Annotated in this window: 15 protein-coding genes; 9 read left to right on the top strand and 6 right to left on the bottom strand. The window is 41.1% G+C overall.

From position 1 onward, the window contains the following. Window positions 1-103 precede the first annotated feature (103 nt). The 5 genes from glnA (at window position 104) to A9479_RS12040 (ending at window position 5,188) form a co-directional block, all read left to right on the top strand. Window positions 104-1,510 carry a glutamate--ammonia ligase gene (gene glnA / locus A9479_RS12060; protein ID WP_013463795.1) on the top strand — a complete coding sequence of 469 codons (1,407 nt, stop codon included), beginning with the start codon at window positions 104-106 and terminating at the stop codon, window positions 1,508-1,510. A gap of 114 nt (window positions 1,511-1,624) precedes the next feature. Further along, window positions 1,625-2,146, top strand: a complete 522-nt coding sequence (locus tag A9479_RS12055) for a DUF4124 domain-containing protein (protein WP_058154005.1) — start codon at window positions 1,625-1,627, stop codon at window positions 2,144-2,146. A gap of 80 nt (window positions 2,147-2,226) precedes the next feature. Beyond that, the gene (glnL, locus tag A9479_RS12050) at window positions 2,227-3,297 is read left to right on the top strand and encodes a nitrogen regulation protein NR(II) (protein ID WP_064663529.1); all 1,071 of its coding nucleotides are present in this window, start codon (window positions 2,227-2,229) and stop codon (window positions 3,295-3,297) included. A 15-nt stretch (window positions 3,298-3,312) separates the two neighbouring features. After that, complete coding sequence (ntrC, locus tag A9479_RS12045; RefSeq protein WP_010391999.1) at window positions 3,313-4,698, top strand: nitrogen regulation protein NR(I); 1,386 nt, start codon at window positions 3,313-3,315, stop codon at window positions 4,696-4,698. A 31-nt stretch (window positions 4,699-4,729) separates the two neighbouring features. Then, window positions 4,730-5,188, top strand: coding sequence for a Crp/Fnr family transcriptional regulator (locus A9479_RS12040; protein ID WP_013463792.1), 459 nt, complete (start codon window positions 4,730-4,732; stop codon window positions 5,186-5,188). Between the two features lies 1 nt (window position 5,189). On the opposite strand, the gene A9479_RS12035 is transcribed toward A9479_RS12040, so the two are convergent. Together A9479_RS12035 and A9479_RS12030 are read right to left on the bottom strand one after the other, a co-directional pair. Continuing rightward, complete coding sequence (locus A9479_RS12035; protein WP_064663528.1) at window positions 5,190-5,855, bottom strand: hypothetical protein; 666 nt, start codon at window positions 5,853-5,855, stop codon at window positions 5,190-5,192. A gap of 56 nt (window positions 5,856-5,911) precedes the next feature. Beyond that, window positions 5,912-6,190: a hypothetical protein gene (locus A9479_RS12030; RefSeq protein WP_013463790.1), complete on the bottom strand. Its 279-nt coding sequence runs from the start codon at window positions 6,188-6,190 to the stop codon at window positions 5,912-5,914. A gap of 244 nt (window positions 6,191-6,434) precedes the next feature. Here A9479_RS12030 and A9479_RS12025 point away from each other — a divergent pair, with 244 nt between their 5' ends. From A9479_RS12025 to A9479_RS12010, 4 genes are all read left to right on the top strand, one after another. After that, window positions 6,435-6,818, top strand: a complete 384-nt coding sequence (locus A9479_RS12025; protein ID WP_013463789.1) for an RNA-binding S4 domain-containing protein — start codon at window positions 6,435-6,437, stop codon at window positions 6,816-6,818. Between the two features lie 96 nt (window positions 6,819-6,914). Continuing rightward, on the top strand, window positions 6,915-7,343 hold the full coding sequence (locus A9479_RS12020) for a hypothetical protein (protein ID WP_064663527.1): 429 nt from the start codon (window positions 6,915-6,917) through the stop codon (window positions 7,341-7,343). A gap of 200 nt (window positions 7,344-7,543) precedes the next feature. Continuing rightward, window positions 7,544-10,288, top strand: coding sequence for an aconitate hydratase AcnA (acnA, locus tag A9479_RS12015; RefSeq protein ID WP_033102717.1), 2,745 nt, complete (start codon window positions 7,544-7,546; stop codon window positions 10,286-10,288). A gap of 159 nt (window positions 10,289-10,447) precedes the next feature. Then, window positions 10,448-10,684, top strand: coding sequence for a hypothetical protein (locus tag A9479_RS12010; RefSeq protein ID WP_013463786.1), 237 nt, complete (start codon window positions 10,448-10,450; stop codon window positions 10,682-10,684). 10 nt (window positions 10,685-10,694) lie between these two features. On the opposite strand, the gene A9479_RS12005 is transcribed toward A9479_RS12010, so the two are convergent. The 4 genes from A9479_RS12005 to A9479_RS11990 all read right to left on the bottom strand — a co-directional run bounded on the left by A9479_RS12005 (window position 10,695) and on the right by A9479_RS11990 (window position 15,719). After that, complete coding sequence (locus tag A9479_RS12005; protein ID WP_064663526.1) at window positions 10,695-11,225, bottom strand: DUF4124 domain-containing protein; 531 nt, start codon at window positions 11,223-11,225, stop codon at window positions 10,695-10,697. A 136-nt stretch (window positions 11,226-11,361) separates the two neighbouring features. Further along, the gene (locus A9479_RS12000) at window positions 11,362-12,102 is read right to left on the bottom strand and encodes a phosphoadenylyl-sulfate reductase (RefSeq protein WP_028835921.1); all 741 of its coding nucleotides are present in this window, start codon (window positions 12,100-12,102) and stop codon (window positions 11,362-11,364) included. Window positions 12,103-12,144: 42 nt separating this feature from the next. Then, window positions 12,145-13,842, bottom strand: a complete 1,698-nt coding sequence (cysI, locus tag A9479_RS11995; protein ID WP_028835920.1) for an assimilatory sulfite reductase (NADPH) hemoprotein subunit — start codon at window positions 13,840-13,842, stop codon at window positions 12,145-12,147. A 62-nt stretch (window positions 13,843-13,904) separates the two neighbouring features. Continuing rightward, window positions 13,905-15,719, bottom strand: a complete 1,815-nt coding sequence (locus A9479_RS11990; RefSeq protein ID WP_064663525.1) for an assimilatory sulfite reductase (NADPH) flavoprotein subunit — start codon at window positions 15,717-15,719, stop codon at window positions 13,905-13,907. Window positions 15,720-15,752: the final 33 nt, after the last annotated feature.

Raw genomic sequence — 15,752 nt, 5'->3', positions numbered from 1 at the left:
TTTTTACATAAAAAACAAATAATTATAATAGTGGCACAAAATCAGCTTATAAGTATTCAACGTATCTAAGCAGCAATAATAAAACCCAATAGTTGGAGGACACATGTCACAATCGGTTTTAGATTTTATTAAAGAAAATGACGTTAAGTTCATTGATTTACGCTTTACTGACACAAAAGGTAAAGAGCAACATGTTTCTATTCCTCATCATCAAGTTGATGAAGACTTTTTTGAAGATGGAAAGATGTTTGACGGTTCTTCAATTGCTGGCTGGAAAGGCATCAACGAATCAGACATGGTGTTACTACCAGATGCAGATTCAATTAAACTTGACCCTTTCACAGAAGAAACAACACTAATCGTTCGTTGTGACGTGGTTGAACCTTCTACATTACAAGGTTACGAACGCGACCCTCGCTCAGTTGCTAAGCGCGCTGAAGAGTACATGCGCTCTACGGGTATTGCTGACACTGTTTTATTTGGCCCAGAACCAGAGTTTTTCGTATTTGACGACGTTAAATACAAATCTGACATGTCTGGTTCAATGTACAAAATTGATTCTAAGCAAGCAGCTTGGAACTCAGATAAAGAATATGCAGATGGCAATACAGGCCATCGCCCAGGTGTTAAAGGCGGTTACTTCCCAGTTGCACCTGTTGATGATTTCCAAGATTGGCGTTCTGCAACGTGCCTAGTTTTAGAAGAAATGGGTCAAGTTGTTGAAGCGCATCACCACGAAGTGGCGACTGCCGGTCAAAACGAAATTGCAACGCGTTTTAACACTATGGTGTTAAAGGCCGATGAAATCCAAGAAATGAAATATGTTATCCACAACATGGCTCACCTTTACGGTAAAACGGCAACGTTTATGCCTAAGCCGGTTGTTGGTGATAACGGTTCTGGTATGCACTGTCACCAGTCTTTAGCAAAAGATGGCGTAAACTTATTCGCAGGTGATAAATACGGCGGCCTTTCTGAAGATGCACTTTACTACATTGGCGGTATTATCAAACATGCTAAAGCGATCAACGCTTTTGCTAACGCGTCAACTAACTCGTACAAACGTTTAGTACCTGGTTTTGAAGCACCGGTAATGCTTGCATACTCGGCTCGTAACCGTTCGGCATCAATCCGTATTCCAGTGGTTCCATCTGCAAAAGGTCGTCGTATCGAAGTACGCTTCCCAGATCCAACAGCTAACCCATACCTTGCTTTCTCTGCAATGCTTATGGCTGGCCTTGACGGAATTAAAAACAAGATCCACCCTGGCGATGCTATGGACAAGGACTTATACGACTTACCAGCTGAAGAAGCGGCAGAAATTCCAACAGTAGCCTCATCATTAGATGAAGCATTAGCTGCGCTTGATTCAGACCGTGAATTCTTAAACCAAGGTGGTGTATTCACCAATGACCTAATCGATGCTTACATCGCACTTAAGTCAAAAGAAGTTGAAAAACTTAACATGACAACTCACCCAGTTGAGTTTGAAATGTACTACAGCTGTTAATTTATTAACCGATAAATAATGTGTGTTTTAAGCCCGCTTTGCGGGCTTTTTTTATGGTAAATTTAACGGTTCTACACTAAAGTGAAGTTAGTTTAAACAATGCAGGATAGCTGGATGGTAGGTAAGATTTTGTTGCTATTAATAGCTTTAATGTTAAGCCTTAATAGCCATGCGAGCGATAAAAAAATTTACGCATGGAAAGACAAAAATGGGGTGTTGGTTTTTTCAGATACTCCTCAGCCAGGCGCTAAAGAGGTTAAACTCACGAGCCAACATCTCAGCATGCCCGCTACAAACACCGATATTCTTGATACTGCTCCTACTAAAACAGCAGTAAAGTTTAGTATTAGTATTTCATCGCCTGAACCACACCAAACTATCAGGGAAAACACGGGCTCTGTGTATGTCTCTACCCGTATTGCCCCTCGATTTGAAGCTGGATTTACCATTGGTTTATTTTTAGATGGCGTTGCCATTGGTGCACCGAGCGATACGACAACACTGGCGTTAAGAGATGTGGAGCGAGGCCAACACACACTGCAAGTTAAACTTTATAATAAACAAAATCAGGTAATTGCAACCAGTCCTGAAAGTGTATTTTTTATGCACCGTAAAGGCCTTAACATAGGTCGATAATTACAATTAAGTACGCGTGTTTAGCGTATATTTTCTAAAAACCTTGCCTACCTTCCCAGGCGCACTAAAATGGTGCAATGATGATTAATAAAACACATTTTAGCCCAGAGCTACTGAATATAATTTGGCAAAACCAAACCACTGCCCTGATGTTACTTGATGAAAGCTTTCAGCTTATTTACGCTAACACCAGTGCCAGTGAATTACTTGGCTTAGGCGAAAAACGTTTGCTAGGACAAGCATTCGACGATTTATTTAACTACCATTCTATCGACTTAAAACGCATTGCACAGTACTCGTTAGTTGATGGTGTAGACTGCCACCAGCACAGAGCTGACGTGGTGTTTATCGATTCTCGCCATGCAAAATTAGCGGTGAGTACTCGGCGAATAAAACATAACGACACCTATTATATTTTATTTGAATGTCGACAAACCGATGACGAAATAAAGCACGACCAAGTCTCAAATCAAATGCATCAATACCAAGCTGCACGTAACTTAATTCGCGGTTTAGCTCATGAAATTAAAAACCCGCTGGGTGGAATTCGCGGGGCGGCGCAATTATTGCAGTACGAGGGTGATCAACAAGAAAGAGATCAATGTGCAGAACTGATAATTGAACAAGCCGATCGGTTGCGTGAATTAGTTGATAGACTCCTTGGGCCTAACCAACTACCGCAAAAATCGTATGGCAATATACATCAAACATTAGAGTCGGTTGTTAAACTCAGTACGTTAGATAACAACCGCAATATTCGGTTAGTTAAAGACTACGACCCGAGTATTCCTGATGTTTATATTGATCAGAGCAAAGTTCAACAAGTGGTGCTTAATATTGTGCGTAATGCGCAACAGGCATTGGTAGATGGTGGCGAAATAAAAATAAAAACACGGATTAATTATCAGCATCGTCGTCCGGGAAAAGCCCCTAAAAAGGCATTGCTTATTCAAGTAATGGATAACGGTCCAGGTATTGATGCTAATTTACGCGACACCTTATTTTACCCTATGACCACTAATAAAGAAGGTGGCTCGGGACTTGGATTATCTATAGCGCAAACCTTGATTGATCAACATGATGGCTATATCGAATGCGATAGTTGGCCAGGACATACTGAATTTAATATTTATCTGCCATTTACAGATTAATACTTTGGAGTTTGCATGAAAACAGCTTGGCTTGTAGATGATGATGCCTCAATTCGCTTTGTACTAGAAAAAGCACTGACTCGCGCAGGGTTTGAAGTAGAAAGCTTTGCAGATGCGCAAAACGTTCTTAATGCACTAAAATTTAGTCAACCCAGTGTGTTAATTTCAGATGTAAGAATGCCGGGGATGGACGGGATGGCGTTACTTGAGCTGATAGCTGAGCAAACCCCTGGCCTACCCGTTATTATTATGACCGCACACTCTGATTTAGACTCAGCGGTTAATGCTTTTCAAAAAGGTGCGTTTGAGTACTTAGCTAAACCGTTTGATTTAAATGAAGCCGTTGCGCTAGTGGAAAGCGCCTATCGTGCTAATTCGACCAAAAAAACCAAACGAAAAAGCGCGCCACCCAAAAGCGCTCATATTATTGGCGAAGCCCCTGCTATGCAGGAAGTGTTTCGTGCTATAGGCAAACTCTCAGCATCCAGTATGAGCGTACTCATCAACGGTGAGTCAGGAACAGGTAAAGAGTTGGTTGCCAGCGCCTTGCACAATCACAGCCCGCGTAAAGAAAACCAATTTATTGCTCTTAATATGGCCGCTATTCCTAAAGAGTTAGTTGAGTCTGAATTATTTGGCCATGAAAAAGGCGCTTTTACGGGGGCCGATAGCGTGCGTAAAGGGCGCTTTGAACAAGCCAATGGCGGTACCTTATTTTTGGATGAAATAGGTGATATGCCACTTGATGTACAAACCCGCTTGTTACGCGTATTAGCCGATGGCGAGTTTTACCGCGTTGGCGGCCATCAAAGTATAAAGGTGGATGTGCGCATTATTGCTGCCACTCACCAAAATTTAGAAGAGCTGGTAAAACAAGGTAAGTTTAGAGATGACTTATTTCATCGTTTAAACGTGGTTCGCTTACGCTTGCCGGCTCTACGCGAGCGCCCCGAAGACATAGAACGCTTAGCGCTACACTTTTTACATAAAAGTGCAAAAGACCTGCAAGTAGATAGTAAAGTACTTAGCCCTAAAGCGATTAAACAACTGTGTTTATTTAATTGGCCAGGAAATGTTCGCCAGCTTGAAAACACCTGTCGATGGTTAACCGTAATGGCACCTGGGGAGCTGATTGGTGAGCAAGATTTACCCCCTGAAATTATTGATAATGCCGCCGCAACTCAAGAAGGCGATTGGCTAGATTCATTTCAGCAATGGCTTAATCAAGAGTTTAAACAAGGTAAAGAAAATATTTGGCCGGATATTCAAGCCCAGCTGGAAACCCGCTTAATAAAAACAGCACTCGCTAATTGTTCAGGCCATAAGCAAGAAGCCGCGGTAAAAATTGGTTGGGGTCGCAATACGTTGACCCGTAAATTAAAAGAGCGCAATATTAGCTGATATTTTATAAGGCTAGCGCCCTAGGTTATTGATGAAGTTAATTGAAAACATCCCTTTGTTTAAGCAAATGGAAATTATAAATCGCTTAGAATTCTTTAAAGAGTTCACGCTTAATGAACGTCAAATTCTTTTAGAGTCGTTTGGATTATTATACTTAGTAAGTAAAAATCAGTTTTTATTTAAAGAGTTTGATAATGACAAGCGACTTTTTATTGTCCTCAGTGGCTCTTTGATGGTGTTTAAGCATAGTCACCTACTGGAACTGGGTAGTATAGAGCCTGGTGAATTTATTGGTGAAGGCGCGTTTATTAATAACCGAGAGCGCAGCATTAATGCACGCGCCAAAGAAAATGCCATCGTACTGGCTATTACTGCCGATGCCCTTACCCGCCTACCTAATGTTATACGCGAAAAAATTAAAGACCGTATTATTGAAGGAATGAGCCTGCGCATAGCTAAACTAAGCGAACATATAGAAACCCACGGTTAAATCAGTCCATATAAACAATTTGTAGTGAGCAATCAAGCCAACCGGGGGTGTTAACACTTGCGGTAAATGTGTAGGTATCTGACGGCTTGGCGCCAAAGGGGGTATTTACAAGCGGCTGCGAATGACTGTATGTTTGCGAATAGTCTTTAAAATAAACAACAACATAACCATATAAATATTCCCAGTTTAGCCTCACGATTGCGCCACTTGGTAATGTAAACTCAACAGCTTCATTTGCAAATTTGACTGCTAAATCATTGTATTTATCTTCGCTGCAATGAGTTGTTCTCAGCTGTTTAGGCATAACAAAATTTCTATTGGCATCAGCATTTTTTAAATAAAAGCCTATATTGCCATCACCATAAAAATGATTTGAACGACTTGTATAATTAACTTGTGGCGCGTACCCTAGCTCTTGCATTATAGCTGCAAGTTGCTCCGTCTCTTTGGGGTAAATTTTATCGCTTGAGAGTAGTAATGTGGCCTCACCAAAATCTGATGGGATTGCTAGTTCTACATATTCATAGGGAAGAGTTTGTGCATTTAGTGCAGCATCTAGCTGGTTGCGCTGTTCACCTTGCAAGTTTTCAATAAAAACATAAACAGTAGGTCGCTGGCACGCAGCTAATAAAAACACCAATACACATATTAAAATTCCATTTTTCATTATCACCCCCAATCGATTACAAGTGTAGTCTATAAGGGGTGATTTAAAATGGCAATTTAATTTATTTGGTTATTTAACCATGCATCAACACTCTGGCGATTATAAAGTACTTCATTAAATAAACGATGTCGTTCAAATACCAGCTCGCTTTGTTTGGTTTTAAGCCCGCTGACTAACTGACTATGGGTGTCATTAAACTTGGAGATAACTGAAAAACCACGTTCAGTGTCTTCTTGTACCTGCTGAGCCAAATGCTTTCTAACATCATCAGCAGTTAACATATCTGAATTATCTAAGCCCATTAGCTCTTTTTTCATCGCTAATCTTATGCCCATGTTTTACTCCACTGTTTATATTCAATCTCTTTTTACGACAGATATTGGCAATAAGCGCGCCAATGTGTAATTTTTTTCACGCGAAGTGTAGCCTTGAATTACTTCAGTTTTTTTAAAGACAAATGAAAGAGGTAAAAAGTTTCATAAAAAATGCACAATCATCGCATCTAACAAACGCACTTTGGTGCAAAATAACCAGCTAGCCTTTATACTACAGCTAATGCCACCCCCACAGAGAAACATGATGAACGAAGAATATATAGAAATTGAATTAGAAGAAGAGCCTATAGAGCTTTGTAAATTATTAAAAGTATTAGATCTAGTTGAAGGTGGTGGCCAAGCAAAAAATCTAATTAGCGGTGGCTATGTAGGTGTTAACCATGAAATTTGTACAATTAAACGGAAAAAATTATACAGTGGCGATGTTCTTACATTTGATGGCGAGTTGTTCCAACTGACGCTAAGTGAAGATGCCACTCCTGCAGAGCGTCCTGTTATTGATGAAACAGTTACAGCAGAAAAAGCCGCGCCAGTAGCAACAACAGAGCCGGCTAAAAATAAGCGCAAACGTACTAAAAAACCTAAAGTGGATGAAAAAACGGGTCGTCGTCCTATTTCGTTTGGCTAACATTCGCTTACGTCATATGTATTATTAAAAGCCAGTTTGCATCACTGGCTTTTTTATTCTTTAATAGAATACCAATAATAAAAAATCGATGCTTACATGTCAGAAAACACTGCAAACCGCTGGAGAAAACCCGTACTCATCACCGCCCTGTTATGGAATGTATTAGGTGTTTTTGCATTTATCATGCAGCTATTATTAACACCCGAAATGGTAAGTAAACTCCCACAAGAACAACAACTTGCTTATAACAACCAACCTCTATGGGCTACTTTAGCGTTTGCTATTGCAGTATTTGGCGGCGCATTAGGGTGCGTACTTTTATTATTCAAAAAGTCACTAGCCACATTAACATTAATAATCTCTTTGGCAGCGGTTTTAGCTCAGCAATACTATAATTTTATGATTATTAATAGCATCAGCTTGTTTGGCGTTAGCGCTATTTTTATGCCTATTGCAGTGACCTTAATTGCGATTGCATTGGTGTATTTAAGTTTCCACTTAAAACAACAGGACTACTTTAAATAACACTTTTTTGAGTTTAGTTTTGTGGCCAATTATTACTCAGAGCATCCCTTGAATTTTAACTTTTGGCCTTCATCTCTATTTATATAACAGTCAAAAAAATTACACTGCATGGTATTTTTTTATCATGGTACACAGTTTGCAAACTACTACAGAGGTCACTTTTTCAAGAATATCAATCTAATTTATTGAAGGGACAAATAATGAAAAATAGTTTCGACACCCAACAACAGCTTACTATCAATGGCGAGCAATATCATATTAACTCGCTCATGGGACTTGGCGATAAAGCCAAACGCCTGCCTTTTTCGTTAAAAATATTACTAGAAAATTTATTGCGTAATGAAGATGGTGTGAATATTAAAGAGCAAGATATTCAGGCACTACTAGATTGGGATCCAAAGGCTAAGCCCTCGGCCGAAGTAGCCTTCACCCCTGCCCGCGTAGTAATGCAAGATTTTACCGGTGTCCCTGCTATTGTTGACTTAGCCGCCATGCGTGATGCGATGGAAAAGCTTGGTGGCGATCCTGCAAAAATAAATCCGCTTTCTCCGGCTGAACTGGTGATCGATCACTCAGTACAAGTGGATGGTTACGGTAAAGATGGCTCATTCGACTTAAATTCAAAACTAGAATATGAACGTAATAAAGAGCGCTACGAGTTTTTACGTTGGGGTCAAACCGCATTTGATAATTTAAAAGTGGTGCCACCAGCCACAGGTATTGTCCATCAAGTAAATTTAGAATACTTAGCACGTGTAGTATTTAATGATACAAAAAACGGTAAATCGTTAGCCTATCCAGATACACTGGTTGGTACTGATTCTCACACAACCATGATCAACGGCCTAGGCGTACTCGGTTGGGGTGTAGGCGGTATTGAAGCCGAAGCCGCAATGCTTGGCCAACCTATTAGCTTGCTTATCCCACAGGTTGTGGGTGTTAAATTAAATGGTCGCTTACCTGAGGGCACTACAGCAACCGATTTAGTACTTACTGTTACTGAAATGCTGCGTAACCACGGTGTGGTAGGTAAGTTTGTTGAGTTTTATGGTGACGGGCTTGCCGACTTACCACTGGCCGACAGAGCGACTATTGCCAACATGGCACCGGAATATGGCGCAACCTGTGGTATTTTCCCTATTGATGATGAAACGATTAATTACTTACGCTTAACTAATCGCGATGAAAAGCAGCTTAAACTGATTGAAGATTACGCAAAACATCAAGGTTTATGGCGTAATGATGGCGATGAAGCACATTATACCGATAAGCTAGAACTAACTTTAGATGATGTAGTACCAAGTCTTGCTGGCCCGAAACGTCCACAAGACAGAATCACACTGGATAAAGCCGGTGATGTTATTGGTCAACACTTAAAAGACTTCCAAGACGAACGTATGGCACGTCGAGATAAAAGCGATGAAGAGCAAGCGCGTATTGAAAGTGAAGGCCCTACGACCAATCCTGACGAACCCACTGATGAAGCGCAGTTTATGGGCGCAGCAAAAGTTAACTTTAATGGCCAAGAGTTTGAATTAAACGATGGCGCCTGCGTCATTGCTGCAATCACAAGCTGTACTAATACCTCTAATCCAAGCGTAATTTTAGCAGCAGGATTAGTGGCTCAAAAAGCACGTCAATTAGGTATTAATGTAAAACCTTGGGTTAAAACGTCTTTAGCGCCAGGTTCGCAGGTGGTTACCGATTACCTTGAAAAAGCAGGGTTAATGGATGATCTTGATGCGCTTGGTTTTAACTTAGTTGGTTATGGCTGTACCACCTGTATTGGTAACTCAGGCCCATTAGCGGATGAAATTTCAGAAGCTATTCAAAAACATAAACTAATTGTAAGCTCTATTTTGTCGGGTAACCGTAACTTTGAAGGGCGTATTCACCAAGACGTTAAAATGAACTTCCTTGCGTCGCCACCACTTGTAGTAGCTTATGCTATAGCAGGTAGAACCGATATTGATGTATACAACGAACCACTTGCGCAAGATAAGCATGGTAACGATATATACCTTAAAAATATTTGGCCAAGCGTTAAAGAAGTGAGTGAGCTTGTAAAAAATACGGTAACTAAAGAAATGTTCGAAAAAAGCTACGCCAATGTTTACGATGGCGACAGTCGCTGGCAAAAAATTCAAATACCTGATGGTAAGCTTTACGATTGGGATGCTGCCTCGACTTATATCAAAAAAGCGCCATTCTTTGATGGTATGAGTGTTGAACCGCCGGGGATCCCAAAAATAGAAGGTGCGCGCTGTCTAGCTAAACTAGGCGATTCAGTGACTACCGATCATATTTCACCAGCAGGTGCGATTAAAGCGGAGGCACCCGCAGGACTTTATCTGCAAGAAAATGGGGTAGAAAAAGCACAGTTTAATTCTTATGGTTCTCGCCGTGGTAATCACGAAGTGATGATGCGTGGTACATTTGCTAATGTGCGCCTTAAAAACTTACTCGCCCCCGGTACTGAGGGCGGTGTCACTCGCACTCAACCTGACGATAAGCTAGAGAGTATTTATGATGCGGCAATGGCATATCAAGAGAGTGGAACACCATTAGTGGTTCTAGCAGGTAAAGAATATGGTACCGGCTCCTCACGAGATTGGGCTGCAAAAGGCTCATTACTACTCGGTATTAAAGCTGTGATAGCACAAAGCTATGAGCGTATTCACCGCTCGAACCTGATTGGTATGGGCGTATTACCTTTACAATTTAAAGAGGGTGAAAGCCATGAATCATTGGGCTTAACGGGGCAAGAACAATTTGATATTCAAGGTTTATACGACAAAACCGACGAAGTCAGTGTCATTGCCACTAACAGTGAAGGTAAACAAGTTAGTTTTAGTGCCGATGTGCGTATTGATACCCCTAAAGAGTGGGATTACTACAAACATGGCGGGATTTTGCAGTACGTATTACGCAATATGCTCGACTAACTAGCCATTAAACAATGGTAGCTTAAAAGCCTAGCTCAGCAATGAGCTGGGCTTTTTTACATTCGCTATAGAAGTAAATATTGATACACCCTTGCGCTAAATCAATGTTGCTCTATCAAGATACCATACACTAAGAAGACACGCTGCGCAGAGGCCGCCATGTCTTCAATAGTAATGATAAGACTACTTAAAACATCTATTTTGCTTGGGTTATGCCTGATTGTGACAGGCCATATATTAATTGTATCGAGCTACTTTACCAGCCAGTACGGTATTAAAGGCATTATTACTGCAGCAGCGTGCATTGCAATTGGTGTGTTTTTATCACTGCCAACTAAAATTTATTTAACCATATTATTAATGGAAGCAGAAAAGCGCTACTTGAAATCGCAGTAACTCCCTAGGGCTAAAAGCCGCTGAAACTTTCGACTTCTTTACTGCGTTGCTCAATTCTCTTTTTGGCTTTTTCAGCATCTTCAAACAACTTATTGATTGACTCACTGTTGTATATTTCAGGCGCTCGCTGAGGAAAAGGCTGTGCTGCAGATTTAGCACTGCCACTTAATATAGCCGTATCTTCGGCTACCACAACATTAATATCTGTGGGATCAAGATGCACTTCAATACTCTTGCCATTTTTATTTGGCACATCGGAGAAATGCCACTGCCCTTGCTCATCTTGCCACTTATAAATTTTACTTTGAGAGTCAGATGCTAACGGTGACGATGTGATTTTATCTCCTACTTTTTTAAGCTCAAGTGTGAGCTGTTCGAATGTATTAGATGAAAGCGCTACCACTTTATCTTTAATAGAAAAAGATTCATTTTTAATCAATGAGCTGGTGAGCCAAGGTTGCCCATTTGGCTTTTTAAGATAAAACAAAGAGATAAGAGCAATGACCATTACTGATATTGCTAAGTAGGTAAAGTATTTCATAGCGTTCCTGCTGTAAATTTAATCCTTTATTATCATTAATATAATAAAAAAACAGCAGTCAGGCAATTATTTTCCACAAAATAAAAACGCAGCTTTAGCTGCGTTTTTAAATTTATAGCTTTGAATAATAAGGTAATTAAATTCCATCACCATCAATATGCAAGCCACACTCACGGTTCAGCCCAAAAAAGCGGGTTTCTTCTTCGCTCATTCCTGGCTCTAATTTACGCGTAGTGTGTACATCACCCATAGACACATAACCTTGCTCCCATAATGGGTGGTATGGCAGATCATGTTTAGTGAGGTATTGGTACACATCACGATTATTCCACTCAATAATAGGATACACTTTTACTGTACCCCGGCTTATTTCTAAAACTTGTTTTTCAGCACGACTCGACGATTGATCTCGACGCAAGCCACTAAACCAAGTGCTCGCGTTAAGCTCTTTTAAAGCACGCGTCATTGGCTCTACTTTATTGAGCTGGTTGTATTGCTTAATACCTTCTTCACCAAGCTCCCATAGTTTTCCAAATTTAGCCTCTTGCCAAGCAGGGCTTAACTGCGCTTTATACACTTTTAAATTAAGTGATAAACGCTCGCTCATCTGATCGATAAACTGATAGGTTTCTGGAAATAGATAACCCGTGTCTGTTAGTACAACAGGTATATCGGGGCGCTGTGATGTCATTAAATGCAACATTACCGCTGCTTGAATACCAAAACTCGATGATAAAAACGCGGTGTCAGGCAAGTGCTCTAGCGCCCATGCAACGCGCTGCTCAGCATTCATGTTAGCCAGCAAACCATTCGCATCAGCTAACATAGCCTGTTGGCTTTGCTTATCTAGCTGTAATATGTTTTTAAATTCACTCATGGTCAATTTTAAACCTCACCAGCGCGGTGCGCTGCTTTTAAATTATGCGTAAAAATCGGTAACAGATACTTTTACTTCTGCAACAATACCCTTGCGAATAACAAAATCACCAAAGCATTCGCCTTCATTGCGCTCACTAACCCATTGCCCAATCAGCTTATCAAATGCCTCTAGGTAAACTTCTTCGCCCACATTTTCAAGATAAAGCTTAGGGATACGCGTACCCTCTGTATTCCCGCCAAGGTAAACGTTATACTTACCTGGGCCTTTACCTACTAATCCAGCTTCAGCTAGCATGGCACGACCACAGCCGTTAGGGCAACCAACCACACGCATAATAATGCTGTCATTAGGTACTCCATGCTTGGCCAATAAGCCTTCTATTTTTTCAATTAAACTCGGTAAGTAACGCTCGGCTTCAGCCATCGCTAAAGGACAAGTCGGCAGTGACACACACGCCATTGAGTTTTTACGTTGCTCAGTGTCTTTGTCATCAATCAAACCGTGTTCACGCGCTATTTTTTCAATGATTGCTTTTTGATCCGCAGGCACACCGGCAATAATTAAGTTTTGATTGGCGGTCATGCGAAAATCACCTTGATGAATTTCTGCAATCTTACGACACCCTGTTTTCAGTGGCTTATTGGGGTAATCTAAAATACGACCACTTTGAATAAAGAGCGTTAAGTGATGTTTACCGTCAATGCCTTCAACCCAACCAATACGATCCCCTCGATGAGTAAACTCATAAGGGCGGCTTGGCGCAAAGCTCACGCCTGCACGTTTTTCAACTTCTGCTTTAAATACATCAGACCCAACACGGTCAAGTGTGTATTTAGTTTTTGCGTTTTTGCGATTTGAGCGGTTACCCCAATCACGTTGCACAGACACTACGTGCTCCGCAATTTTTAAGGTATCTTCAAGGGCAATAAAACCAAAATCATCGGCTTTTCGTGGATACGTTGCAGTATCACCATGGGTCATGGCAAGGCCACCCCCTACTAGCACGTTAAAACCAACTAATTTACCGTTATCAGCAATCGCCACAAAGTTTAAGTCGTTAGCATGTACGTCCACCTCATTATTAGGTGGTATCGTCACTGTGGTTTTAAACTTGCGCGGTAAATACGTTGAACCTAAAATAGGCTCTTCTGTGGTTTCAGATTTTTCACCATTGAGCCAAATCTCTGCATACGCTTTGGTTTTGGGTAATAAGTGTTCAGAAATCTTTGCCGCCCACTCATACGCCTCCTGGTGTAACTCAGACTCAACAGGGTTAGTGGTACAAAGTACATTTCGGTTCACGTCACCGGCAGTTGCAATAGAATCAATACCCACGCTATTAAGTAATTGGTGCATACCTTTAATTTCAGGTTTTAATACACCATGGAACTGAAATGTTTGGCGCGTAGTTAAACGAATACTGCCATAGCTGGTTTTCTCCCCAGCAAACTTATCAATTGCTAACCATTGCTCGGGCTTAATAATACCGCCAGGCATACGTGCACGTAGCATGACATTATGTAGTGGTTCTAGCTTTTGTTTAGCACGCTCGGGACGAATATCGCGGTCATCTTGCTGGTACATGCCATGAAAACGAATTAACTGGAAATTATCGGCAGTAAAACCACCGGTAATTTCATCTTTTAAATCTTGCGCTATAGTGCCGCGTAAAAAGTTACTTTCTCTTTTTAAACGTTCGTTATCAGAAAGCTTTACGGTTTTATCTTGTTCGCTCATTTTAAATCCTAAATTTGTTACAGTGACGGCTGTTAGCTTTTAATAAAATAAACAACGTGTACTTAGTACACGTCTTTCTGATAGCGATTTGCGCTACGCAAATCTTTTAAATATTGGTCGGCCTCTTCATTACTTTTGCCGGTATTTTCTGTAATGATATCAATTAAGGCATTGTGTACATCTTTGGCCATGCGGTTTGCATCGCCACACACATAAAAATGAGCACCCGCTTCTAACCAGTCAAACACTTCTTTTGAGTTTTTACGTAACTTATCTTGCACGTAAACTTTTTCTGCTTGGTCGCGGCTAAACGCCACATCAACTTTACTTAACAAGCCTGATTTTAAGTAACCTTGAATTTCTACTTGGTATAAAAAGTCTTGGGTAAAGTGTGGGTTACCAAAAAACAGCCAGTTTTTACCTGTAGCCTCTCGCGCATCACGCTCTTGTAAAAAGGCACGGAACGGTGCAATACCTGTACCTGGCCCTACCATGATGATCGGTGTGTCATCATTTACTGGTAAGCGGAAGTTGTCGTTATGTTCACTAAATACTTTTACTTTACAGCCTTCTTGCGCACGGCGTGCTAAATAGCCTGAACAGCCACCTAAATGCTCTGTGCCAAACGCTTCAAACTCAACCAATGCAATAGTTAAATGCACTTCGTCCTCAACCTCGCTTTGGCTAGAAGCAATTGAATATAAACGCGCTTGCAATTTACGTAGGCAATCAACCAGTGTTTGCGCCTCTAATTTAGCTGGGTTTTGTGCAACCACATCAAAAATTTGGCGAGGCTCAATGTATTCACGCATTGCGGCTTTATCTTCCACAAGCTTAAGAAGTTCAGGCGTGCCTGTAGCCGTGGCATATTTTTCTACAAAACCAGGGTACGATTGTGTCAGCTCTAGTTTTTCAATTAAGGCATCACGCACGCTAAGTTCTTCATCGCCAAGTTTAACGCGGCTATTTGGATCAATTTGTGTTTGCGTTAGTAGCTCATCTACACGGGCTTCATCATTTAAAAAGTAAATGCCTAATGAGTCACCCGGCGTATAGGTAATATCAGACCCTTCAAGTGAAATTTCAACATGGCGTACATCTTTGGTTGAGTCACGACCGGTAATTTTTTGCACTAAGCTTAGCTCTGCCGCAAACGGGTTTTGCTTAGTGTATTGGCTAGCCGCTGTTGTGGGTGTACCAAATGGCATTGATACAACTTGGCCGCCTGTGGCATCTTGCTGAGCTTTTAAATCTGGTTCAAACGCATTTAACGCGCCCTCAATCCAAGTGGCGGCTTCGTCATCGTAATCAACGTCTAGGTCGGCACGTTGATAAATAACCTCTGCACCGAGTTTAGTTAAACGCTCTTCAAAGTCTTTAGCGGTTTGACAGAAAAATTCATAGCTAGAATCACCTAAACCTAATACCGCGACTTTAACGCCATCAAGCTTTGGCGCTTTTTTGGTAATTAAAAATTCGTACAGTGTTTCGGCATCTTCAGGTGGCTCACCTTCACCATAAGTTGATACAACAACGGTTAAAAACTTTTCTTTTTTCAATGCGGTTGGCTTGTAATCTGACATGCTAACCAGCTTTGCAGCTAACCCACGAGATTCAGCTTGCTCTTTAAGCTTAGTCGCCACCGCTTTAGCGTTACCTGTTTGTGAACCATACAAAATAGTAAGTACTGCTGCCTCAGAGGTTGCTGGTGTACCTGCAATTGGCGCACCTAGCGCTGCTGAATTAGCATTAGCAGCCAAATAGCCGCTAACCCACGCTTGCTGAATTGGATTAAGCTCAGCCACTAAACCTTGTAGCTTTTGTACTTGCTCTTGCGAAAGCGGACTTGCTAGCGCATTGAGTTGACCTAACAACATGAATTTTTCCTCATAACCCTGAACGTTAAACAC

Source organism: Pseudoalteromonas sp. MQS005 (genome assembly GCF_001661605.1).
GTDB classification, from domain to species: Bacteria; Pseudomonadota; Gammaproteobacteria; order Enterobacterales; family Alteromonadaceae; genus Pseudoalteromonas; species Pseudoalteromonas tetraodonis.
The sequence above is the reverse complement of the archived record's forward strand: the minus strand, read 5'-3'. Positions and strand labels throughout refer to the sequence as shown.